This is a genomic window from Nisaea sp., from assembly GCF_034670185.1.
Lineage (GTDB): Bacteria > Pseudomonadota > Alphaproteobacteria > Thalassobaculales > Thalassobaculaceae > Nisaea.
This window is the reverse complement of the sequence record NZ_JAXMNY010000002.1, coordinates 304,380-325,044: the sequence shown is the minus strand read 5'-3', so window position 1 is coordinate 325,044 and position 20,665 is coordinate 304,380. Positions and strand designations below refer to the sequence as shown.

The window sequence follows — 20,665 nt, the reverse complement described above, 5'->3', positions numbered from 1 at the left end:
TTCCCGCGCACGCGGGGACCCAGGGGCGGAGGGCGGTGCCTTTCGATCATCTAGGTCCCGGCTCTCCGGCCGGGATGACGACCGTAGAGAAGCCGGGACAGCGGAAAAGAAATATCCCCGCCCGAAATGCGGCGGACGCTCCGGGCGCGGTTTGATAGAGGAGGGGCATGCTGTACGACATTGAAAATCATGACCTTCTCTATGACGCTCTTGTCCGGCGGGACCCGGCCTATGACGGTAGGGTCTATGTCGGCGTTACCTCGACCGGGATCTTCTGTCGGCTGAACTGCCCGGCGCGGAATCCGAAGCCGGAAAACTGCCGTTTCTTCTCCACGGTCGGTGAATGCATCGAGTCCGGCTTCCGGCCCTGCAAGCGCTGCAAGCCGGTGGCGACGGCGACCGAGGCCGACCCGGCTGTGAAAACTCTCATCGCCGCCTTCGAGGCCGACCCGGCGCGTCGCTGGACCGAGGCGGACGTGATCGCGCGCGGTCTCGACCCCTCAACCGTGCGGCGCAGTTTCAAGCGCCAGTTCGGCGTGACCTTCCTTGAAATGGCCCGGCTCAGCCGCTTGCGGGACGGCTTCGTCACCCTCTCCGATGGCGGGCGGGTAATCGATGCGCAGCTTGAGGCCGGGTTCGACTCACCAAGCGGGTTTCGATCCGCTTTTGCCCGGCTACTCGGCCAGTCGCCCGCAAGTTTCACTGGCGAGGAATTCCTGAAGGCGGACTGGATCGACAGCCCGATCGGTGCGCTGGTCGCGGTCAGTGACCGGTCCAGCCTGCATCTTCTGGAATTTGTCGACCGCAAGGCTTTGCCGCGCGAGTTGAAGCGGCTGCGCGATGCGACGCGCGGTGGCATCGGTATCGGCCGCTTTGCTCCGACGGAGCAGATCGAGGCCGAGCTGAAGGCCTATTTCTCGGGAGAGGGCGCCCGGTTTGAAACGCCGATGACCTATCACGGCAGCCCCTTCACGCGGGAAGTCTGGCTGGAACTTCGACGCATCCCGGCGGGCGCGACGCGGAGCTACAGCGATCTGGCAAAGGCCATCGGCCGCCCGTCCGCGACCCGGGCGGTCGCGCGCGCCAACGGTGCCAACCAGATCGCCATCGCCATTCCCTGCCACCGTGTGATCGGGGCCGACGGCTCGCTCACCGGCTATGGCGGCGGGATCTGGCGGAAACAGAAACTGATCGAACTTGAACAGGCCTATGCAAGCCAAGGGGGAGAACAAACACATGTCGCAAGCGGACAAGGCACAGGCATTCGCGGATCTGCATCGTAAGGGCGATCCGGTCATTCTCTTCAATATCTGGGATGCGGGCAGCGCCAAGGCGGTTGCCGATGCCGGGGCGAAAGCGCTGGCGACGGGAAGCTGGTCGGTTGCGGGTGCGCAAGGCTACGGTGATGGCGAAGCGCTGCCGCTCGACATGCTGGAGATGATCGTGAAGCGGATCACGACGACCAGCGCATTACCGCTCAGCGTCGATTTCGAAGGCGCCTATGCTGCGGGCCCGAGCGGAGTGGGCCGGAACATCGCGCGGATGATCGCCGCCGGTGCCGTCGGGGTGAATTTCGAGGACCAGAAGGTCGGCGGGGAGGGGCTCTATCCGGTGGCGAAACAGGCGGAGCGAATCAGCGCCGCACGAGCCACCGCCGAGGACGCGGGCCTGCCGTTCTTCATCAATGCCCGCACGGATATCTTCCTGAAAGACCGGGATGCTGCCAATCACCCGCGCTTGATGGACGAGGCGCTCGCCCGCGCCAAAGCCTACGCCGATGCGGGCGCCAGTGGGATTTTCATGCCAGGCCTGAAGACGCCGGAGCTGATCCGCCGCGCGGCCGAGGGAGTCTCCCTGCCCTTGAACATCCTGATCATGCCGGGCGTGCCCGAGCCGGAAGAGCTGTCGGCACTGGGCGTTTCCAGGATCAGCTACGGGCCGGGTCCGTGGCGGGACATGATGGCCTGGGTGACGGAGCAGGCGTCGGCGGTCTACGCCTAACGTGCAGTTCCCAGATAGTTCCGGATCGCCCGCATGAAGACGCCTGATCCGATGGAGATCAACTCGTCCGGAAAGACATAGTCCGGATTGTGGACATGCGGGCGGTTCTCACCGGCGCCGAGGAAGAACATCGCGCCTTTCGAGCCCTGCCCGAAGCGGCCGAAATCCTCCGAGCCGCGGAATGGCAGGTCGCCCGGATCATGGGTGACGCCGCGCGCGTCCAGTGCTTCTTCGAGTAACTGCACGGCTTCGGGATGGTTTTCCGTGTGGTCGAACACGTCATCATAGGAAATCTCGAAACCCAGTCCGGCGGCTTTCGCGGCTTGGTCGACCGTCGCTTCCGCCTCGGCCACCAGGGCCGCCATTTCCCCGTCCGACTTGGTGCGGAGTGTCGCCATCAGCCGGGCCGCACCGGGGGCGACGCCATAGGCGGGCTCGCCCATGGACGCGTGGGTGACCGTGACCATGGAGAAATGCGCGCCCTTGATGTCTCCACCGCCGAGCGCGGACAGGGCCGGCATCAGGGTAGAGAGCGCAGCCATCGGCGAGGTGCCGGTTTCCGGCTGGGAGGCATGAGCTGTCTTGCCGGTCAGCCGGACTTCCATGCCGCGCGAGGCGCAGGTGACGATCCCCGGTGCCAGCGTTGCGTGGCCAATGGGAATGCCCGGCATGTTGTGCAGGGAGATCGACATGTCCGGCCGGATCTCGTCATAGCGCGGATCGGCGATGACGGCGGCTGAGCCCGCGCCGATTTCCTCCGCCGGCTGGAACATCAGCACGACACGGCCCCGCGCCGGACGTTCCCGTTCCAGCCCGTAGGCCAGCGCGGCCAGCGTGGTCGTGTGGCCGTCATGGCCGCAGAGATGTGCCTTGCCGTCAATTTCAGAGCTGTAGTCGAGGCCGGAGAGTTCCTGGATCGGCAGGGCATCGAGTTCGGAGCGCACAAGCAATGTCGGCCCCGGCTCCGCGCCTTCATAGATCGCCGCGACCCCATGCCCGCCGAGGCCTGTCAGCACCTTGTCCGGCGATCGCGCGCCGACGAACTCCGTGACCTGCCGTGCGGTCCATTCCTCCTCGCCGGACAGCTCCGGGTGGCGGTGCAGGTCGTGCCGGAAGGCGACGAGAGTTTCTTCTTCTTCCGGCGTCAGGAAATGGTCGAAGTTCCGCATGGTGTCCGGTCTGTCCGTTTACTTGTATTCGATCTCGATGAAGGCCATCGGCGCGTCGCCGCCATTGACCACGTTATGCTCAACCCCGGCATCGCGCCTGTAGGCTGCACCGGCGGCCATGTCGACGCGGCGCGGGCCGGTGGGTTCTTCCAGCAGGAACTGGCAGTCGGTCATCGGCACGACGACATAGCCCATGCCGTGGACATGATGGCCTGTTTCGGCGCCGGGCTGGAAATCCCATCGGGTGATGCGGACGACGTCGTCGTCCAGCAGGGTCGTGGGAACGGCTTGAGGGCGGGCCTCGGACATGGCGATTTCCTTCCGGATCAGGCGGAGTAAAGAAACGGAAACCAGTCTTCCCTGAGTACCTGTCCCGGCTTCATGTCATGGCCGGGATAGGGCGGGGAGGTCGGGCCGGGGCGCTCCACATAGCGGGCATCGTCACCGACAAGGCGCAGCGAGAACGCCCGCCGCCGGTTGCCGGTCTCGTTGCCGCGGGTGCCGTGCAGGTTACGGAAGTGGAAGGCGACGGCATCGCCCGGCTCAAGCGGCCATTCGAGGATGGGCATGCCTTCGGCGTCGGGATCGGGGATAGGCATATAATCGTCATCGCCGGGATAGAAGTTGGTGTCGGAGAGCCAGCGCGTCGGCAGCACTTCTTTTTCCCAGCGGTGTGAGCCGGCAACGCAGCGCAGCGAGGCATCGGTCACCGGATCGACCGGCGCCCAGAAGCTGACATTCTGCATGCCGTCGACGAAATAATACGGGCTGTCCTGATGCCAGGGCGTCGGCTTTGACGTGCCGGGCTCCTTCACCAGCACATGCTCGTGGAACATCTGCGTGCGCTTCGAGCCCATCAGACCTGCTGCAACTTCGGCGGCGGGCGAGTTCCTGACCACGTCGGCGAATTCCGGGATGCGCTCCCAGTTGCAGTAATCTTCGAAGAAGCGTCCGCCCTCGCCGGGTTTCAGATTGTCCCCGGCGAACGGACCCGGTTCGGCCAGATTGCGCTCGATCCCGGCGGTGATCTGATCGACATGGTCCTTGAACAGGCCCTTGATCAAAACTGCGCCGTCACGCCAATAGGCGTCGACCAGATTCTGGGTGAGAAGTGGATGCAGCATGGGGTCGCTCCGGAAGGCAGGAAGCTGAAGGCTAACCCTGCCGCGACCGGCTCTGCAACGCCCTAATACGCCGAGTGCATTGCAGCCCGGTCCATCGGACGTTAGCCTTCGGCAAAGCGAAATGCCGGGTCGGCCAAAAATCAGGGGGAACAGCGGAATGAGCGGGAATCCGTTCGAGGAAAATCTGGACCGGAACGCGGCGAACTACGTGCCGATGACGCCGATTTCGTTTCTTGCCAGAACCGCCGCTGTCTTCCCGACACGGACTTCCGTGATCGACGGCGACCGCCGGTTCACCTGGGCCGAAACGCGGGAGCGTTGCCATCGTCTGGCCTCCGCATTGGCAAAACGCGGGATTGGCAAGGGCAAGACGGTCGCTGTCATGGCGCCGAATATCACCGCCGCATTTGAAGCCAGCCTCGCGGTGCCGATGACCGGCGGCGTGCTGAACGCGATGAATGTCCGGCTCGATGCGCCGACCATCGCCTTTATCCTCGACCATGGCGAAGCCAGCGTGCTGTTGACTGACACAGAGTTCGCGCCGGTGATCCGGGAGGCGCTGAAACAGGTGAAGCGGGACATCCTGGTGATCGATATCGAGGATCCGGCGGCAACCTCGGGCGAGCGTCTTGGCGAGATGGAATATGAGGCGTTCCTCGCCACGGGCGACCCGGACTTTGCCGCTGTGCCACCGGACGATGAATGGGACTCCATCGCGCTCAATTACACATCGGGAACGACAGGCAATCCGAAGGGTGTGGTCTATCACCATCGCGGCGCCTATCTGAACGCGCTGGGCAATGCGCTGGTCTGGGGCATGGCGCACCATCCGATCTACCTCTGGACACTGCCGATGTTCCACTGCAACGGCTGGTGCTTCCCCTGGACCATCACCATGCTCGGAGGCACTCATGTCTGCCTGCGCCGGACTGCCGCCAAGGACATCAACGACGCCATTGCCGATCATGGTGTCACCCATCTCTGTGGTGCGCCGATCATCATGTCGATGCTGCTGAACGCGCCGGAAGAAGAAAGCCGGGACTGGGATCATCAGGTGCAGATGATGACCGCCGCCTCCGCGCCGCCTGCCTCAGTGATCGAGGGCATGGAAGCGAAGGGCGTGAAGATCACCCATGTCTACGGCCTGACAGAGGTCTACGGCCCGGCGGTGGTCTGTGAATGGCACGAGGAGTGGAACGGCTTGCCGATCGAGGAGCAGGCCCGGCTGAAATCACGACAGGGCGTGCGTTATCCGGTGCAGGAAGGCCTGATGGTGGCCGGAGCGGAGACGCTGGAGCCGGTGCCGCAGGATGGCGAGACCATGGGCGAGGTCTTCATGCGCGGCAATATCGTCATGAAGGGCTACCTGAAGAATCCGAAAGCGACCGATGACGCCTTCCGCGGCGGCTGGTTTCATACCGGCGATCTCGGGGTCTGGCACGAGGATGGCTATGTCGAGCTGAAGGATCGCTCGAAGGACATCATTATCTCCGGCGGGGAGAATATCTCGACCATCGAGGTGGAGGGCGTTCTCTATCGTCATCCGGCAGTGCTGGATGCGGCGGTGGTGGCACGACCGGACGAGAAATGGGGCGAGACACCCTGCGCCTTTGTTACCCTGAAAAAGGGGGCGACGGTCGCGGAAGCCGATCTGATCGCCTTCTGCCGGGAGAATATGGCGCATTACAAGGCGCCAAAAACCGTGGTGTTTGGCGAGTTGCCGAAGACTTCTACCGGCAAGATTCAGAAATTCGTGCTGCGGGATCAGGCGAAAGCGCTCTGATCCCTTTGAGGGTTTCTAGAGCACCGACTCAATATAGACGCCCTTCAGGCTGTCCTTGAACCGGGTCGATACATTCTTCTGCACCTGCGCCTTGAACGCGAGAATGTCGGACGAGGACGGTCGGCCCTTCTCGAACAGCTTCAGGCAGAGCGGATAGACGATTCCGTAGAGCTGTGTCTTGGCGGCCTCGAGCTCACTTTTCTTGGCCGTGTCTACCGCCTGCAAGGCAACCTTGAGGCGGTGCTCCGTCAGGCGTCCGTCGATATAGAGCGAAATGGTGAACGGACCCAGCGGCAGCACGTCCGGCCCGATGGCGTGCCGGTAGGTAATGTCGCGATTGAACTTTTTGTCCTTTTTACGCTGGTCCTTGTCCTTCTGCAGGCGCTCAGCCTCGACTTTTGCGTTCGCTTCATCACCGTCGCTGGCGGCCAGCGCGTTGGGGGCGTGACCCATTGCAAGCAAAATAGCCAGCCCGAATACAGGCAAAAGTCGCGACATCGGATTCTCCTCAGCGGACATTTATGGGGGGCGCCGAAGCGTCGATTCGGTCACCTCCGGTGCTGTTCAGCACTGACTCTATAATTCCACGATATCGTATAAAAGTTAACAGCGCGTCTAGACGACTCACGGATTCACCGATCTCGCCGTCCTCAAGCGCGGTCACGAAGGCGTTCAGATCCTGGCGCGGTTCCGGATAGGCAACCAGAGCGGTGCGGGTTTCCGGAGCAATTCCGGCCGCGTCCCGAGCAAGCCCTTCAGCCTCCGCATAGCCGCCGAGTACATCGACAAGGCCGATACGTTTCGCGTCTTCGCCGCTCCACACACGCCCGCGCGCGGCGGCGTCAATCTCCGCCGGGCCGAGGCGCCGGGCGGTGGCGACTTTGGTCGTGAAATCCTCGTAAATAGTATCCAGAACAGCGTCGAGCCGGGCGCTTTCATCGGCGCTGAAGGGCTTCGTCATGCTGAACATGTCGGCATTGCGGCCGGCGCTGACGCTGTCTGTCCGGACGCCGTATTCACCCAGAAACCCGGACAGGTTCAGCTTGCCGCTGACAACCCCGATGGAGCCGGTGATGGTGTTCGGATGGGCGACGACATGGTCTGCCGCGAGCGCGACGAAATATCCGCCGGATGCCGCCATGTCGCTCATCGAAACGATGATGGGCATGCCGTCGGCGCGGGCCGCCGACAAGGCGTGCAGAATGGTGTCCGACGCCACGTAGCTGCCGCCGGGGCTGCTGACCCGGAGGATGATCGCCTTGACCCTTGTATCCTTCCGGGCATCTTCGACGGTATCGACGATGCTTTGAGCCGCTGCCTGACGATCGCGTGCGAACAACGGTGCGCGGCCGCGCACGATCGGACCGTCGACCGCGATCACCGCGATCCGCGTCGGGGTTTCGTCGTCGTTTTCCGTATCTGCATCGTTCCAGTATCGGGTGAGCGGGACCAGTCTGGCGCCGTCCGCCCGTGCTCTTGCGGCGTCGATTGCCTGGTCACGGTAAAGCATCTGATCGATCAGGCCGTTGCTCTTGGCTTCTCCGGCTGTCAGCGGAGCGGTATCGATGAGCCCGTTGACGGAAGACGGGGAGAGCCGTCGGGCGGTGGCGATATCGGCGGCAATCCCGGCATAGAGCGAGTCCACAAGCCGACGGTAGTTCTGCCGGATCGGGGGTGGGAACGCCGCGCTCGTCATGGACGCTGCGGCGCCCTTGTATTCGTGGCGGGTGCGGAAGTCGGCTTCGATCCCGAGTTTTTCCAGCGCCTCCCCGAAAAACGGCGTCGAGAGGCTTATGCCGCGGATGTCGAGCAGTCCGGAGGGCTGCAGGGCGATGCTCTCCGCGCCGGTCGCAAGGTGATAGGTCGAGATCCCGCCATTGCCTTCCAGGCTGTCCGCATAGGCCTGCACGAAACGGCCGCTTGCCCGGAAACGCGAGATCGCCTCTCTCAGCTCCTGCGCTTCGGCGGGGCGAACGTCGGCGGCGGAAAGATCGAGGAACAGGCCCTGAACGCGTTCATCTTCGCTTGCCGCTTTCAGAATGTTCACGAGATCCAACAACGACGGCGAGCCGGGATTGAAGACATTCTCGAAAGGAAGTGCGCCGACCGATGTCTCGCGCAGCTCGGGCTTCAGCGTGAGGGAGAGCACCATATGCTCGGGCAGGGGCTCTGGCTGCCATTGGTTCGCAACATAGCGCAGGCCGACGACCGCTCCGACGACCAGAACCAGGAACAGGACCCCGAAACTGATCAAGAGCCCTTTCAGAAATCTAAGCATTGCGGCAGCACCCCTCGTTATCTCCCCTACATATAGGAGTTCCGCTAGAGCAAAACGATGGCTTTACAAAGGCAGAGGAGGTTCTGGCCGCTCTCAGCTTCCGCACTGGGCCGCGTGGCGCATCAGATGATCCGCCAGAACGCAGGCCATCATGGCCTCTCCGACAGGAACGGCACGGATACCGACACAAGGATCGTGCCGGCCCTTGGTCACCACATCGACCTCGTTGCCATCCTTGTCGACGGATTGGCGCGGGGTCAGGATGGAGCTGGTCGGCTTCACGGCGAACCGCACCACGACCGGCTGGCCGGAGGAAATCCCGCCGAGCACGCCGCCGGCATGGTTCGACAGGAAGACCGGATTATCGCCGTCCATCCGCATTTCGTCCGCGGCTTCATGGCCGGGGATTTCAGCGGCGGCGAACCCGTCCCCGATTTCGACGCCCTTGACCGCGTTGATGGTCATCATTGCCGCTGCCAGGTCGCTGTCGAGCTTGCCGTAGACCGGCTCGCCCAGTCCGGCAGGGACACCCTCGGCGACGATCTCGATGACCGCGCCGGCGGAAGATCCAGCCTTGCGCACACCGTCGAGATAGTCCGTCCAAACCTCGGCGGCTTTCGCATCCGGGCTCCAGAATGGGTTACGCTCGACTTCTTCCCAGTCCCAGTTGTCCCGGTTCACCTTGTGTGGGCCGACCTGAACCAGAGCGCCGCGCAGATGGAAGGCGTTGCCGAGACGGGCACTGATGATCTTGCGCGCAATCGCGCCGGCGGCCACCCGCATTGCGGTTTCCCGCGCGGAAGACCGTCCGCCGCCGCGATAGTCGCGGATGCCGTATTTGGCCTCGTAGGTGAAGTCGGCATGACCCGGCCGGAACCGGCTCATGATGTCCCCGTAATCCTTCGAGCGCTGGTCCGTATTCTCGATCATCAGCCCGATCGGGGTGCCGGTGGTCTGGCCCTCGAAGACGCCGGACAGGATTTTCACCTGATCCGGCTCCTGGCGCTGGGTCGTGAAGCGGTTCTGTCCGGGCTTGCGCCGGTCCAGATAGAACTGGATGTCCGTCTCGGAGACGGGCAGGCGCGGCGGTACACCATCGACAACGCAGCCGATAGCGGGCCCGTGGCTTTCGCCCCAAGTGGAGAAGCGGAAGACCTCACCGAAGGAATTGCTGGCCATGTACGTTGGTTGTCCCGGGTCAGACCGTGGAAATGTCGGGCGCGTCCACCGCCTTCATGCCGACGATGTTGTAGCCGCAATCGACGTGATGCACTTCGCCGGTGACGCCGCTGGAAAGATCGCTCAGCAGATACATGCCGGCGCCGCCGACATCGTCCAGACTCACATTCCGGCGCAGAGGCGAGTTGTATTGGTTCCATTTCAGGATATAGCGGAAGTCGCCGATGCCGGAGGCGGCAAGCGTCTTCATCGGGCCGGCGGAGAGGCCGTTCACCCGGATATTGTCACCTCCGAGATCGGCGGCCAGGTAGCGGATGCTGGCTTCCAGCGCGGCCTTGGCGACGCCCATCACGTTGTAATGCGGCATCACTTTTTCGGCGCCGAAATAGCTCAGCGTCAGCAGCGAGCCGCCATCCGTCATCAGATCGGCCGCTTCTCTTGCGATTCGGGTGAAGGAATAGCAGGAAATATCGAGCGTCTTCAGGAAGTTATCCCGCGTCGTGTTGACGTATTTGCCTTTCAGCTCGTCCTTGTCTGAATAGGCTATGGCATGCACCAGAAAGTCGAGCTTGCCCCACTTCTCGCGGATCGTCTCGAATGTCTTGGTGACGCTTGCGTCATCGGTAACATCGCAGGGAAGCACCAGATTGGAGCCAAGTTGCGCGGCCAGCGGTTCGACCCGCTTTTGCAATGCCTCGCCCTGGAAGGTGAACGCGAGTTCCGCGCCCTGGGCAGCTGCCGCTTTCGCGATGCCCCAGGCGATGGAACGGTCGTTCGCGACCCCCATGACAAGCCCCTTTTTGCCACTCATGATCGGGCTTGGTTCACTCATTGATGCCTCACGACGCAGGTTGACGTAAAAAGTTACGCATGATTCGCGCGATCCTACACTAAAGGCAGCGTGCGGCAAACTGCATGCAGTGGCCTGAAGGCTGCGGAATCTGCCGTAGCGCGATCCTGTCCGGGTGCGGGCGCGGGTTCTTCTACAGGCTTTCGTGATAAGCTGACAACATGAGCAAAAAAGCCAATCGACTAGACCGTTGGAAAACCCTCGCCGCCGCAGCCGTTGTCGCTGATCTGGCGGAATATATCGGTTTCGCGATGATGCGGTTCTATCGCGGCCGGGGCATGCAGTCGGCCGCCGCGCTGACCTACACGACGCTGCTGGCGTTGGTGCCGCTGCTGGCCATAGGTTTCGCGATTTTCACCGCTTTTCCGGCTTTCGAGACGGCCCGGACGGCCATCGAGGCGACGATCTTTGAGAATCTGGTGCCGGAGATCGCAGGTCCCGTCCGGACTTATCTGAACAGCTTCATGCAAAACGCGTCGAAACTTGGCGCGGCGGGCATCATCGGCCTTTCCGTTTCCGCGATTCTGTTGCTGGCGACCATCGAATCGACCTTCAATGCAATCTGGCATGTGGAGAGACAGCGGCATCTGCTGATCCGTTTCCTGATCTTCTGGGCGGTGTTGTCTCTCGGTCCGATCCTGATGGGACTGACCCTTTCCACCACCAGCGATGCATTCGGCTTCTTGCGACAGACCTGGACGGATGCCGGTCTGGATGCGGAATCGCTCAATGTCGGCGGTGAGTTCCGAAATCACGTCATTGCGATCATTCTGCAGAGTGTCGGCTTCACGCTGCTCTTCATGGTCGTGCCGAACCGTTCGGTCGCCTGGCGGGATGCGCTGATAGGCGGTTGTCTCTCCGGCACCGCGTTTGAAATCCTGAAGCTTGGTTTCGGCTGGTATTTGGCGGCGTTTCCGACCTTTCAGACTATCTACGGCGCGATGGCCGTGATCCCGATCTTTCTGGTCTGGGTCTATTTCTCCTGGACCGTGATCCTGCTGGGCGCTGTCTTCGCCGCATCCTTCCCTGACTGGTGGCATTCCCGCGCTCTCGACGCGGCACCGGAGCTCGGCCCGGCCCGTCTGTTCTCCGTTGCCCTGTCGGCTCTTGCGGCCATTCGGGAAAAGGCGGGGCCGGTGGAGCAGTCGGCGCTGGATGACGTGGCCTCCGCCGATGCGGTGGGTCAGGTGCTGGAGCGCTTGCTTGCAGCCGAGTTCGTCGCGCGGATCGAGGATGGCCGCTTTGTCCTGGCGCGCGACCCAACCCGCTTCAGCCTTTACGATCTCTATCGGGGGCTCGGTTGCGCGGTGGATGCGGCGGAGCCGGGCAAGAGCAAGGAGCCGGCCTCCATTGCTGCCGTAGTCGACGCCCTTTCGAAATCAGAGCGCAACGCTTTGTCCCGTCCGGCGGCGGATGTGCTCGACGAACTCACCGGTGAGAGAGGCGGTGTCAGGGAGTTGCCGGAGATACCGGCAGTCGCGGAATAACCGGACGCTGTACCGGATAGCTGAGAGCGATCCGCCCCGGTTTTCAGAGGTTAGCTGAAGCGCATCTTGTGGCGCGGGTTGTAGCCTTTTTCCTCGGCCCATTTCTGCATCAGTTTGATCAGGTCAGGGTCTTCGGTGTCGGGCAGAACCACTTTCAGGGTGACGAGCTGGTCGCCGGCCGGTTTGCCGCCATGCGCAGGGACGCCTTTGCCTTTCAGGCGCAGGGTCGCGCCGGTATTGGATTTCGGCGGGATCTTCAGCGAGACATTGCCATGAACGGTCGGCACGGTGATGGTGCCGCCAAGGACCGCTTCGTAGAGCGTGACCGGCATTTCCACTTTGACATTCCGACCGTCGCGATGGAAATAGTCGTGCGGCTCCACAGTGATCTCGACGAAGGCGTCGCCGGCGGGGCCGCTATTGCTGCCCTTGCGGCCCTGGCCCTTCAGCCGGAGCGTCTTGCCGCTTTCCGTCGCGGGCGGAATCTTCAGGTCGAGGGACTTGCCGTCGGACAGCGTGACGCGCTTCGTGGAACCTGCGGCTGCTTCGGCAAAACTTACCTTGAGCTTGTAATTGACGTCCGGCCCGACCGTGTAGGCGCTGCCGCCCTGGCTTGAACCGCCGCCGGCCTGCCCATGTCGGCGCAGGATGTCGTCGAACATGTCTGCGTCGTCACCATCGAACATGTCGGAAAAGCCGCCGGACTGCTTCTTGCGGGCCGACGTCCAGGCCTTCCAGAAACCGCTTGTCGCCTTCGCCGATGCGCCGCCGGCACCACCCGCGCCCGCGTTCATGCCGCCGCGATCGTACTTGGCGCGCTTTGTCGCATCCGAAAGCAGGTCGTAAGCCGCCGTGACTTCCTTGAACTGCTGCTCGATTTTCGTGTCGCCGGGATTGAGATCGGGATGAAGCTTCTTCGCGAGCGTGCGGTACGCTTTCTTGATCTCGTCCTGCGAGGAGTCGGGTTTTACACCCAATATCTTGTAAGGATCGCTCATGGCCCGGGAGTATATGGAAAAAGCAATTGGACCGGATGCAAAAATCCGCCCGGTCCAATCATTGCAGAGCCGAAGGCCGCTGCCTAGTTCTGGATTTTCCAGCTGCCGTCGGGCTGACGGCAGGCTTTCCCGTAGGCTTCCTCGGTCTGTCCTCCGATATTCACCGTTTGGGAATATTCACGGCAATATTCTCCGGAAGGGGCCTGATAGGTGCTGGTCGGGGTCACGGTGCCAGAGTGACCGCTGTCCGGATTGTGCCAGGTCGATGTCGTGCCGACCGGCTGGGTTTCCAGCGTGTTCTGCGTTGTTCTGGCCATCGCCGCCTTGTCGGCATTGTCGAGCGACTTGCCGATTTCGCTGCCGATGAAGGCGCCAAGCAGGGTGCCGATGGCAACGGCCGCAACCGTACCTTTGCCGCCCCCGATCTGGGAGCCTGCCACCGCACCGCCGACCGCACCGAACAGGCCGCCAGCTGTCTGCTTCGCCCCGAGTTGATCTGTCTGACACGCGCCGAGGGCCAGAGAGGCGACGACGACAATCACGGCTTGAGTTCTCATGGTTCTGTTCCTCACAATTGCGGCCGACGGGATCTATAACGGATGAAGCCACTGAAACCGTCGCGCGGTAAATCCTTTTTGATAGTACCTCGCTCTGGCGATGGCATCCCGCTGTTCCTTGGAGGCATGCTGCGACGTTTCAGCGCTGGACAGGCCATGTTGACGCTCGCTAGTGATAGGTACCCTTCGGTCCTTATTTGGCGATCAATAAGGCAATAAAAAGACCGAAGTTGCGTTTCCTGTGTGATTCGCCACCTTCAGAGTGAGGCTTGAGCATGTTTGAACCCGATACAGACAATCCTTTTGAGCTTTTCGATGGCTGGCTTCAGGCGGCGTCCGAAACGGAACCGAACGACGCCAATGCCATGACCGTCGCGACGGCCGATGCCGATGGCCGCCCGTCTGCGCGGATTTTGCTGCTGAAGGGGTTCGACGAGCAGGGCTTCGTTTTCTACTCCAACATGGAAAGCCAGAAGGGCCGGGAGATCGAGGTCAATCCGTTCGTGGCGCTTTGCTTCCACTGGAAGTCGGTGCGACGGCAGGTCCGCGTAACCGGGCCGGTGGCGCGGGTTACAGACGAAGAAGCGGATGCTTATTTCAATTCCCGGCCGCGTGGCAGCCGGGTCGGTGCCTGGGCCTCGCAGCAATCGCGTCCACTGGCAGACCGCCCGGCCCTGATGGCGGCGGTTGAGAATGCCGACAGCAAGTATCCCGGGGAATCGGTCCCCCGTCCGCCATACTGGTCCGGTTGGCGGCTGACGCCGCTCGTGATCGAATTCTGGCAGGATGGCGAGTTCCGTCTGCATGACCGGTTCCGCTTCAGCCGGGCGAGCGAAAGTGAAGCCTGGACCGTGAACCGGCTTTATCCGTGAGCGGGGAGCAAGGCGCACAGAGGGATTCTGTGCCGAATTCTGGCTGGATGTTTTTTAAAGTTTTGACCTAGGTCAATGTGGAGGCATTCTCGGCTCAGATAAGGTTAACGAAAGAATCATACTTACAACGAGGTGCACCATGTCTCTGAAAACTGTTCTTGCTCCCGTGCTTGGTAATGAAGCTGATGCGGCGGTTCTTAAGGCTGCGTGCGCTCTTGCGACGCTGCATGGGGCACATATTTTTGTTGCTCATATTCACCGTGATCCCCGCGAAGTGCTGGTGCCGCAGATCGGCATGGGCATGAGTGCGTCGATGATCGAAACGATCATTGAGCAGGCGGAGAATGCAGCGAACGAGGCACGCGCCGCATCGCTTGCCGAATTTGACCGCTGGCGCGAGGCGAACAATTTTCCGGTGGTCGAGAAACCGACAGCGACGGACGGGGTTAGTGTTTCTTTCGAGACTCTGGTGGGTGAGCCGGGCAGGGTGGTCGCGCGTCGTGCCCGGATCGTAGACGCGATCTGCGTGGTCGCCCCGTCAGACAACGATGGTAGCGACGCCGCGGTGATCGCCGAGGCAGCCATGCTGGAGAGCGGCAAGGCAACGCTGGTGGTGCCGCACGATGTTGAGATGCCGGCGATCAAAGGGATTGCGATCGGCTGGAATGCGTCCAAGGAAGCGGCAGCAGCCGTCGCACACGCCATGCCGTTGTTGGTGACAGCAGAGACAGTTGCCGTGATGGCTGGAATCGATGAGGATCTGACAGAGGAAGATCTTGCAGCTTTCGTCGACTCCCTGCGCTGGCACGGCGTGAAGGCGACAGCGAAAAGCTTCGATGCATCCTCCGGCAGCATTTCCGGCCGACTTCAGGCCGAAGCACGCGAGGCGGGTGCGCAGTTGCTGGTGCTTGGTGCCTACAGCCACAGCCGGCTCCGCGAGTCGATCTTCGGCGGTGTTACCGACGATATTTTGACCGCAGCACGAATTCCGGTTCTGATGGCGCACTAGGCTTGATGACCGTATCTGATCGAACAAAGGAGATATCCCCGTGAGTGTGCGTACCATTCGCCTTGAGTTGGCGCGGAACCCGGATTTCCCGGAAGGCAGCAGCAACCACGGCTATGAGTTCAAGGCTCCTCTGACCGGGGATGGCAGTCTCGACCTTGATGCCTGGCAGAAAGTGAAACCCGACTGCACCGTGCACCGGTTCTGGCAAGGTGAGCCGGACGAGGAAGGCCATCTGCTTCATACCCGTGGCCGGCGCTGGCTTTTCAGCTATGCGGAAGGCGAAGAGGATGACGAGCCGATCTTCAAGTTCGACCGTCATCATTTCGTCGAGGGAGAATATGTCTCCATTACCGAGCATGACGGCGTGCAGCGAACCTTCCGGATCGTCTCGGTAAAATAAGCTTCAGTGACAAACATATGTGATGCGTGCGGCGGCCTTTCTCGGGCCGCCGTATTTGCTTACACTCCGGCGCCATGAGTACGATCCAGAAAACAATGCTGCTGACCGGCGCCAGCCGGGGCATCGGCCACGCCACCGTCCGTTTCTTCAGCGAACGGAATTGGGAAATCATCACCTGCTCGCGCGATGCGCCGCCGGAAGAGTGCCGGCGCGATCCGAACTGGAGCCACCATATCACCGCCGACCTGACGGACTCGGACAGCCTCGACAATTTCATCGATGAGGCAAACGAGTTGCTCGGGGAAAAACCGCTGCATGCTCTGGTGAACAACGCCGGCTGGTCGCCGAAGACGCCTTTCAAGGAGCGGCTCGGCTGCCTCAACGGCGATATCGACGAATGGCGGCGGGTGTTCGAGCTGAATTTCTTTGCTCCGCTCCGGCTCGCGCGCGGCTTCGCGGCCCCACTTCACCGGGGCAAGGGCGCGATCGTCAATATCACCTCGATCGCGGGGCATTTCATTCATCCCTTCGCCGGCTCCGCCTACAGCACGTCGAAAGCGGCGCTGTCATCGCTGACCCGGGAAATGGCGAATGAGTTCGCCGAGCTCGGTGTGCGTGTCAACGCCGTGGCGCCGGGCGAGATCGAGACGGCGATGCTGTCCCCGGAATACGAGATGCTGATCCCGCGCATTCCCCTGAACCGGATGGGGACCCCGAAAGACGTGGCGTCGACGATCCACTACCTTTGCTCGGAAGATTCCAGCTATGTGACCGGCACGGAAATCTTCGTGACTGGCGGACAGCACATGTTCTGAGCCGGGTTCCGGCTTTCCTGGACCAGGTTTTGGTCGTCAGGCAGAAAGTTTTCCGGTGAAATACTGTGCAAGCGCGGCCAGTTTGTATTTCGGCAGCCCGGTCCATCGGGCGGCAAGAATCCCGTTCGCGACAATGTCGACAACGACTTCGCCGTCGATCTCCAGCGGGCCGTCCGGATCATGGATGTCCCGAACAAGCATGCTTACGCGTGCCTTCTGGCGCTGGATCAGGGAGCCATTGTAGGGCGAGAGGGTGAACCCTGCCGGAGACCAGCATTGCAGCGGATAATCTCGCCGGTCTATGCGGACATAGGAATCACCGCGTGGCCGGAGTACCTGTGCGGCCGCGAATGTATTCGCGGGTTTTGGGGATTCTATGCGCGACCTGAATAAGGTCATCATCGTGCGTCTCCTTTCCTCAGCTTCAGCCGATTCCAGCTCTGGCACTTCAGTGTCGTTAATATATATTAAAAATATCTAAAATTCAAAATAATGATGTTTTCTCTTTAATAATAAACCCTTGGGTGTTTACTTGAACGTCAGGGGTCCGCCAGAAAGACGCGGAAAGGATACTCGCCTGCTCACGCTTACACAGGACGAAGCATCGTCCGCGCGCACGTCAGCACGGTCTACGACTGTCTGAAAGAAACGGTTTTTTAAAGCTCGGCGGCGATACGGTCGCACCAGGCCATGCGATCTTCGACCTGGGAGATTTCCATCTCGATCCAGGCGCGCAGATGGCCTTGCTGCCATTCCTCATGGGTGAGGAGGTCAAACAGGCGGGCGTGTTCACCTTGATAGAGCGCGCGCAGATTATCGATCTGCTCGACCTGTTCGTCTTTTTCGAGAAGATGCAGAAAGCGCAGTTTCAGGGCGACGACCAATTTGTTCAGGTCGTTTGAGCCCGGACGCACGGCCGCGGTCAGATAGTCCTTGAGGGCGGTCCAGCCTGCATCCGTCAAACGGAGCTCGGCATTATCCTCGAAGCCTTCACCGGTAACCGGCGCAATCAACCCTTCGAACTTCAGCAGTTCGATCGAGCTGCCGAGCAGATCGAGGGACGGGCCGACGATACGGGCGGCGAACTGGCGCACTTCACCCGCTATATCCGCATAAGGCCGCGGGCCACCCGACAGTGCGCCGAGCGCCGCCATGCGGATTGCTTCCTTGGGGATCAGTGAATTATCGCGGTACATCCATCGCCTCGCACAGGTTTTTGCGAACCGTTCTTAAAATGGTGCCTTTTGCTGCAGATGTAAAGGGGGACACGAAAAATTAACCCGGACTCATGCCCCGCAGTCGCTCGGAGCGCCGCCGCAGCAATTCCATCGTCGTCAGCAGCAAGACAGAGATGGCGACCAGGATGGTGGCTACTGCGAGGATCGTAGGGCTGATCTGTTCGCGGAGGCCGATGAACATTTGCCAGGGCAGTGTCTTCTGCCCGGCCGACCCGACGAACAACACCACAACCACCTCGTCGAACGAGGTGATGAAGGCAAACAGACCGCCAGATATCACCCCAGGCAGGATGAGGGGCATCTGAACCTTGAAGAAGGTCCGGATCGGGCCGGCTCCCATATTCGCCGCCGCGCGCGTCAGTGAGCGGTCGAACCCGACAAGCGTCGCCGTCACCGTGATAATCACGAACGGAATGCCGAGGGCGGCATGCGCCAGCACTACGCCGATATAGGTCCCCTGCAGGCCGATGCGGCTGTAGAAGAAGAACATACCGGCGGCGGAAATGATCAGGGGGACGATCATCGGCGAGATCAAGATAGCCATAATCGTGCGCCGGAACGGCACATGCTCGGAACTTAGACCGATGGCCGCAAGGGTGCCAAAACTGACCGATAGCAGGGTTGCCGCCGGCGCGATGCTGATGGAATTCCGCAATGCGTGCTGCCAGTTGGAACTGGTCAGAAAATCCTCGTAGTGCTTGAGCGAATAGCCGGCAGGATCAAACCGCAGCATTTCCGGCGTGAAGGTGAAAAAGTCCTGAGCATTGAAGCTAAGCGGCATCACCACCACGATCGGCGTAATCAGGAAAAAGAAGATCAAGCCACAGATTACCCGGAGGCCATAGTGCCAGAGCACCTGACCCGCCGTAAGGTAGGGTGGCAGTTTCATGCGGTACCGGGACTCGGATAGCCAGTATATAAACCAGCCGAAGAACCAACCGAAGCCGGCGCCGACAATGAGACCCGGCAGCCCGCCAAGAAAGCCGCCACCGAGTGCCACGATTAACAGGATCGCCCAGCGGGCGATGCGTTCCTGGGAAACGAAATGAGCCGCTGCATAGGCGGTGGCCCCCAAGAGCACCGCGCCAACGATAAGTCCGATCAGCGGGTTTCCCTGGGCGGTGCCGACAAGCAGCCCCGCGAAGCCGCCGACAGCAGCGCATACCGGAACATAGAAGGTGGGTGAGGAAGGGGAGACCGAAGTGATCTGCGCCATGATTTAGCCTCCCAACTTCACGTTATCGATGCCGACGATCTTATCGTAGGTCCAGTAGAGGGCGAGAACCGCGGCCAATAGAATTGACCCGAGCGCTGCACCCAGGCCCCAGTTCAGCGAACTGGAAATGTGGTAGGCGATCCGGTTAGAGATGAAGGTTCCTGTGGTGCCACCGACAATTTCCGGCGTGATGTAGTAGCCGATGGCCAGAATGAAGACGAGGATCGAGCCGGCGCCGATGCCCGGAATAGATTGCGGGAAATAGACGCGCCAGAACGCCGTCCAATTGTTCGCGCCAAGCGATTTCGCTGCCCTCAGATAGGTAGGCTGTATGGTCTGCATTACCGAGTAGAGCGGCAGGATCATAAAGGGCAGGAGAATATGCGTCATTGCGACGATGGTGCCGAATTGGTTGTTGATCATGATCAACCTGTCGGCATCGTCCAGCAGTCCCAGCCAGACCAGGGTGTCGTTGATCACCCCCTGCTGTTGCAGCATGACCTTCCATGCCGAGGTGCGCACCAGCAGCGATGTCCAGAAGGGCAACAGCACAAGGATCATCAGAAGATTGGAGGTCCGTAGCGGCAGATTCGCGAGGATCCACGCGATTGGATAGCCGAGGAGGATGCAGGAAACGGTAATAACGAGAGACATGAACAGAGTGCGGCCGAACAGCATGCCGTAGATTTGCTGGTTCTCCGGCCGTTCTGCGATGCCGTCCAGTGTCTTCTGCAGGTCGACCGCATTCAGGTAATAGCCGGCCGTGTATTTCGCCGAATAGACCTTGATCGCCTCGATGTTTTTCGGGTTAGCCCAGTCTTTGTCGGCCTTGATCATCGATGCCGTAAAGTCACGAGGAGGAGCCGTGCTGATTGCTGCTACGGCAGCCCTCAGTTCATCTCCGCCGGGGCCCTGATAGCCCGCGACGGCGCTCTGGACATCCGGTTTTCCAAGTTCGACCGCCAGGGCGGCATAGACGGCCTCCCAAGGTGATCTCTTGCCGATTTCCCGGTTCTTGGCGATGGTGGCGAAGACCGCATAAGCGGTGTATTCGCTGGTGGTCAGAGGGAGTATCCGGGCGATCTCCGATCCGGGTGCGAAGCCGATATCTCCCTTCATGGAGTCACTGGTCAGCGCAGTCAGCCTTGCACGCTGCTCGGCGAGAAGGGCGGTATCGGATGCGGAGCTCTCCGCGCCGCGCATCATATCGGTCCAGAACGCGCCGCTCTTCCATGTCTGATCCAGCCCGACCAGCCATTTCTGATAGACCTTGCCAATATCGTCGAGCTTGCGGCCGGAGGTTCGGAACAGCGAGGATATACCCACCTGCTCGTAGTTGAGGCGCGATCCGAGCCTGGTATGCTGCTTCGCTTCAGCTGCGAGGAACAGGTCGAAGTAAAGCGCCTGAAAAACCGGCTCTGGGGGCAATTCATCAGTCTTTGGATCCCAGTCAGAGACCGCAACGACGGTATCCGGCAGGGTATTCGAGACGATCTCATTCTCCACGGAGCGGAAAAGCATATCCGCAATCGGGGCGATGAATGTAACGAGGACGAAAATCAGCAGTGGCGCGATCAGTGCCAGCGCGCGGAGCTTCTGCATACGGAGTGAGCGAGCGAGCCGCTGTTTCAGCGGTGTGCCGTCAGAGGCCAGTATCGGACCCGTTTCCAGTGTCTCTTGCCCGGACAT

21 protein-coding genes are annotated in these 20,665 nt (G+C 61.2%); 8 read left to right on the top strand and 13 right to left on the bottom strand.

The genetic code is table 11. The features are described from left to right. Positions 1 to 167: 167 nt before the first annotated feature. Together VOI22_RS11190 and VOI22_RS11185 are read left to right on the top strand one after the other, a co-directional pair. Complete coding sequence (locus VOI22_RS11190; RefSeq protein ID WP_323796568.1) at positions 168 to 1,283, top strand: trifunctional transcriptional activator/DNA repair protein Ada/methylated-DNA--[protein]-cysteine S-methyltransferase; 1,116 nt, start codon at positions 168 to 170, stop codon at positions 1,281 to 1,283. Beyond that, positions 1,237 to 2,001 carry an isocitrate lyase/phosphoenolpyruvate mutase family protein gene (locus tag VOI22_RS11185; RefSeq protein ID WP_323796567.1) on the top strand — a complete coding sequence of 255 codons (765 nt, stop codon included), beginning with the start codon at positions 1,237 to 1,239 and terminating at the stop codon, positions 1,999 to 2,001. Before VOI22_RS11190 ends, VOI22_RS11185 begins: the two co-directional genes overlap by 47 nt. Here the strand turns inward: VOI22_RS11185 and VOI22_RS11180 are convergent. The 3 genes from VOI22_RS11180 to VOI22_RS11170 are packed head-to-tail and all read right to left on the bottom strand — an operon-like array spanning position 1,998 to position 4,294. Further along, the gene (locus tag VOI22_RS11180) at positions 1,998 to 3,170 is read right to left on the bottom strand and encodes an amidohydrolase (protein ID WP_323796566.1); all 1,173 of its coding nucleotides are present in this window, start codon (positions 3,168 to 3,170) and stop codon (positions 1,998 to 2,000) included. The genes VOI22_RS11185 and VOI22_RS11180 overlap by 4 nt on opposite strands. A gap of 18 nt (positions 3,171 to 3,188) precedes the next feature. Continuing rightward, positions 3,189 to 3,479: a cupin domain-containing protein gene (locus VOI22_RS11175; RefSeq protein ID WP_323796565.1), complete on the bottom strand. Its 291-nt coding sequence runs from the start codon at positions 3,477 to 3,479 to the stop codon at positions 3,189 to 3,191. A gap of 17 nt (positions 3,480 to 3,496) precedes the next feature. Then, a complete protein-coding gene (locus VOI22_RS11170; protein WP_323796564.1) occupies positions 3,497 to 4,294 on the bottom strand; it encodes a phytanoyl-CoA dioxygenase family protein in 798 nt (265 codons plus the stop codon). Between the two features lie 157 nt (positions 4,295 to 4,451). Here VOI22_RS11170 and VOI22_RS11165 point away from each other — a divergent pair, with 157 nt between their 5' ends. Next, entirely contained in the window at positions 4,452 to 6,077 is a 1,626-nt protein-coding gene (locus tag VOI22_RS11165) for an acyl-CoA synthetase (RefSeq protein ID WP_323796563.1), read from the top strand. Positions 6,078 to 6,092: 15 nt separating this feature from the next. Here VOI22_RS11165 and VOI22_RS11160 read toward each other — a convergent pair whose 3' ends face one another. The 4 genes from VOI22_RS11160 to fabI form a co-directional block, all read right to left on the bottom strand. Beyond that, entirely contained in the window at positions 6,093 to 6,575 is a 483-nt protein-coding gene (locus tag VOI22_RS11160; RefSeq protein ID WP_323796562.1) for a hypothetical protein, read from the bottom strand. 10 nt (positions 6,576 to 6,585) lie between these two features. Then, positions 6,586 to 8,355: a signal peptide peptidase SppA gene (gene sppA, locus VOI22_RS11155; protein WP_323796561.1), complete on the bottom strand. Its 1,770-nt coding sequence runs from the start codon at positions 8,353 to 8,355 to the stop codon at positions 6,586 to 6,588. 93 nt (positions 8,356 to 8,448) lie between these two features. Beyond that, the gene (gene aroC / locus VOI22_RS11150; protein WP_323796560.1) at positions 8,449 to 9,534 is read right to left on the bottom strand and encodes a chorismate synthase; all 1,086 of its coding nucleotides are present in this window, start codon (positions 9,532 to 9,534) and stop codon (positions 8,449 to 8,451) included. Positions 9,535 to 9,553: 19 nt separating this feature from the next. Continuing rightward, positions 9,554 to 10,366 (bottom strand): enoyl-ACP reductase FabI, encoded by an 813-nt coding sequence (gene fabI / locus VOI22_RS11145; protein WP_323796559.1) that lies wholly within the window; start codon positions 10,364 to 10,366, stop codon positions 9,554 to 9,556. A 179-nt stretch (positions 10,367 to 10,545) separates the two neighbouring features. On the opposite strand from fabI, the gene VOI22_RS11140 reads away from it, so the two are divergent. Then, positions 10,546 to 11,871, top strand: a complete 1,326-nt coding sequence (locus tag VOI22_RS11140; RefSeq protein ID WP_323796558.1) for a YihY family inner membrane protein — start codon at positions 10,546 to 10,548, stop codon at positions 11,869 to 11,871. A gap of 50 nt (positions 11,872 to 11,921) precedes the next feature. Here VOI22_RS11140 and VOI22_RS11135 read toward each other — a convergent pair whose 3' ends face one another. Together VOI22_RS11135 and VOI22_RS11130 are read right to left on the bottom strand one after the other, a co-directional pair. After that, positions 11,922 to 12,869: a J domain-containing protein gene (locus VOI22_RS11135; RefSeq protein ID WP_323796557.1), complete on the bottom strand. Its 948-nt coding sequence runs from the start codon at positions 12,867 to 12,869 to the stop codon at positions 11,922 to 11,924. 83 nt (positions 12,870 to 12,952) lie between these two features. Next, positions 12,953 to 13,426 carry an RT0821/Lpp0805 family surface protein gene (locus tag VOI22_RS11130; protein WP_323796556.1) on the bottom strand — a complete coding sequence of 158 codons (474 nt, stop codon included), beginning with the start codon at positions 13,424 to 13,426 and terminating at the stop codon, positions 12,953 to 12,955. Between the two features lie 275 nt (positions 13,427 to 13,701). On the opposite strand from VOI22_RS11130, the gene pdxH reads away from it, so the two are divergent. The 4 genes from pdxH to VOI22_RS11110 all read left to right on the top strand — a co-directional run bounded on the left by pdxH (position 13,702) and on the right by VOI22_RS11110 (position 16,522). Further along, positions 13,702 to 14,298 (top strand): pyridoxamine 5'-phosphate oxidase, encoded by a 597-nt coding sequence (gene pdxH, locus VOI22_RS11125; RefSeq protein ID WP_323796555.1) that lies wholly within the window; start codon positions 13,702 to 13,704, stop codon positions 14,296 to 14,298. A gap of 139 nt (positions 14,299 to 14,437) precedes the next feature. Then, on the top strand, positions 14,438 to 15,307 hold the full coding sequence (locus VOI22_RS11120) for a universal stress protein (protein ID WP_323796554.1): 870 nt from the start codon (positions 14,438 to 14,440) through the stop codon (positions 15,305 to 15,307). Positions 15,308 to 15,347: 40 nt separating this feature from the next. Continuing rightward, positions 15,348 to 15,707 (top strand): hypothetical protein, encoded by a 360-nt coding sequence (locus VOI22_RS11115; RefSeq protein WP_323796553.1) that lies wholly within the window; start codon positions 15,348 to 15,350, stop codon positions 15,705 to 15,707. Positions 15,708 to 15,781: 74 nt separating this feature from the next. Beyond that, a complete protein-coding gene (locus VOI22_RS11110) occupies positions 15,782 to 16,522 on the top strand; it encodes an SDR family oxidoreductase (protein WP_323796552.1) in 741 nt (246 codons plus the stop codon). A gap of 36 nt (positions 16,523 to 16,558) precedes the next feature. Here VOI22_RS11110 and VOI22_RS11105 read toward each other — a convergent pair whose 3' ends face one another. From VOI22_RS11105 to VOI22_RS11090, 4 genes are all read right to left on the bottom strand, one after another. Continuing rightward, positions 16,559 to 16,924 carry a hypothetical protein gene (locus tag VOI22_RS11105; RefSeq protein ID WP_323796551.1) on the bottom strand — a complete coding sequence of 122 codons (366 nt, stop codon included), beginning with the start codon at positions 16,922 to 16,924 and terminating at the stop codon, positions 16,559 to 16,561. Between the two features lie 254 nt (positions 16,925 to 17,178). After that, the gene (locus tag VOI22_RS11100) at positions 17,179 to 17,718 is read right to left on the bottom strand and encodes a hypothetical protein (RefSeq protein WP_323796550.1); all 540 of its coding nucleotides are present in this window, start codon (positions 17,716 to 17,718) and stop codon (positions 17,179 to 17,181) included. Positions 17,719 to 17,797: 79 nt separating this feature from the next. Next, positions 17,798 to 18,976 (bottom strand): ABC transporter permease, encoded by a 1,179-nt coding sequence (locus VOI22_RS11095; protein ID WP_323796549.1) that lies wholly within the window; start codon positions 18,974 to 18,976, stop codon positions 17,798 to 17,800. Between the two features lie 3 nt (positions 18,977 to 18,979). Further along, positions 18,980 to 20,665, bottom strand: coding sequence for an ABC transporter permease (locus tag VOI22_RS11090; protein ID WP_323796548.1), 1,686 nt, complete (start codon positions 20,663 to 20,665; stop codon positions 18,980 to 18,982).

Bases quoted from the DNA above. Each gene is read 5' to 3' on its own strand.
- VOI22_RS11190 (WP_323796568.1), top strand. From the start codon at position 168: ATGCTGTACGACATTGAAAATCATGACCTTCTCTATGACGCTCTTGTC.
- VOI22_RS11180 (WP_323796566.1), bottom strand. From the start codon at position 3,170: ATGCGGAACTTCGACCATTTCCTGACGCCGGAAGAAGAAGAAACTCTC.
- VOI22_RS11175 (WP_323796565.1), bottom strand. From the start codon at position 3,479: ATGTCCGAGGCCCGCCCTCAAGCCGTTCCCACGACCCTGCTGGACGAC.
- fabI (WP_323796559.1), bottom strand. From the start codon at position 10,366: ATGAGTGAACCAAGCCCGATCATGAGTGGCAAAAAGGGGCTTGTCATG.
- VOI22_RS11170 (WP_323796564.1), bottom strand. From the start codon at position 4,294: ATGCTGCATCCACTTCTCACCCAGAATCTGGTCGACGCCTATTGGCGT.
- aroC (WP_323796560.1), bottom strand. From the start codon at position 9,534: ATGGCCAGCAATTCCTTCGGTGAGGTCTTCCGCTTCTCCACTTGGGGC.
- VOI22_RS11135 (WP_323796557.1), bottom strand. From the start codon at position 12,869: ATGAGCGATCCTTACAAGATATTGGGTGTAAAACCCGACTCCTCGCAG.
- pdxH (WP_323796555.1), top strand. From the start codon at position 13,702: ATGTTTGAACCCGATACAGACAATCCTTTTGAGCTTTTCGATGGCTGG.
- VOI22_RS11160 (WP_323796562.1), bottom strand. From the start codon at position 6,575: ATGTCGCGACTTTTGCCTGTATTCGGGCTGGCTATTTTGCTTGCAATG.
- VOI22_RS11095 (WP_323796549.1), bottom strand. From the start codon at position 18,976: ATGGCGCAGATCACTTCGGTCTCCCCTTCCTCACCCACCTTCTATGTT.
- VOI22_RS11185 (WP_323796567.1), top strand. From the start codon at position 1,237: ATGTCGCAAGCGGACAAGGCACAGGCATTCGCGGATCTGCATCGTAAG.
- VOI22_RS11165 (WP_323796563.1), top strand. From the start codon at position 4,452: ATGAGCGGGAATCCGTTCGAGGAAAATCTGGACCGGAACGCGGCGAAC.
- VOI22_RS11105 (WP_323796551.1), bottom strand. From the start codon at position 16,924: ATGATGACCTTATTCAGGTCGCGCATAGAATCCCCAAAACCCGCGAAT.
- VOI22_RS11110 (WP_323796552.1), top strand. From the start codon at position 15,782: ATGAGTACGATCCAGAAAACAATGCTGCTGACCGGCGCCAGCCGGGGC.
- VOI22_RS11090 (WP_323796548.1), bottom strand. From the start codon at position 20,665: ATGTCCGGGCAAGAGACACTGGAAACGGGTCCGATACTGGCCTCTGAC.
- sppA (WP_323796561.1), bottom strand. From the start codon at position 8,355: ATGCTTAGATTTCTGAAAGGGCTCTTGATCAGTTTCGGGGTCCTGTTC.
- VOI22_RS11120 (WP_323796554.1), top strand. From the start codon at position 14,438: ATGTCTCTGAAAACTGTTCTTGCTCCCGTGCTTGGTAATGAAGCTGAT.
- VOI22_RS11130 (WP_323796556.1), bottom strand. From the start codon at position 13,426: ATGAGAACTCAAGCCGTGATTGTCGTCGTCGCCTCTCTGGCCCTCGGC.
- VOI22_RS11100 (WP_323796550.1), bottom strand. From the start codon at position 17,718: ATGTACCGCGATAATTCACTGATCCCCAAGGAAGCAATCCGCATGGCG.
- VOI22_RS11140 (WP_323796558.1), top strand. From the start codon at position 10,546: ATGAGCAAAAAAGCCAATCGACTAGACCGTTGGAAAACCCTCGCCGCC.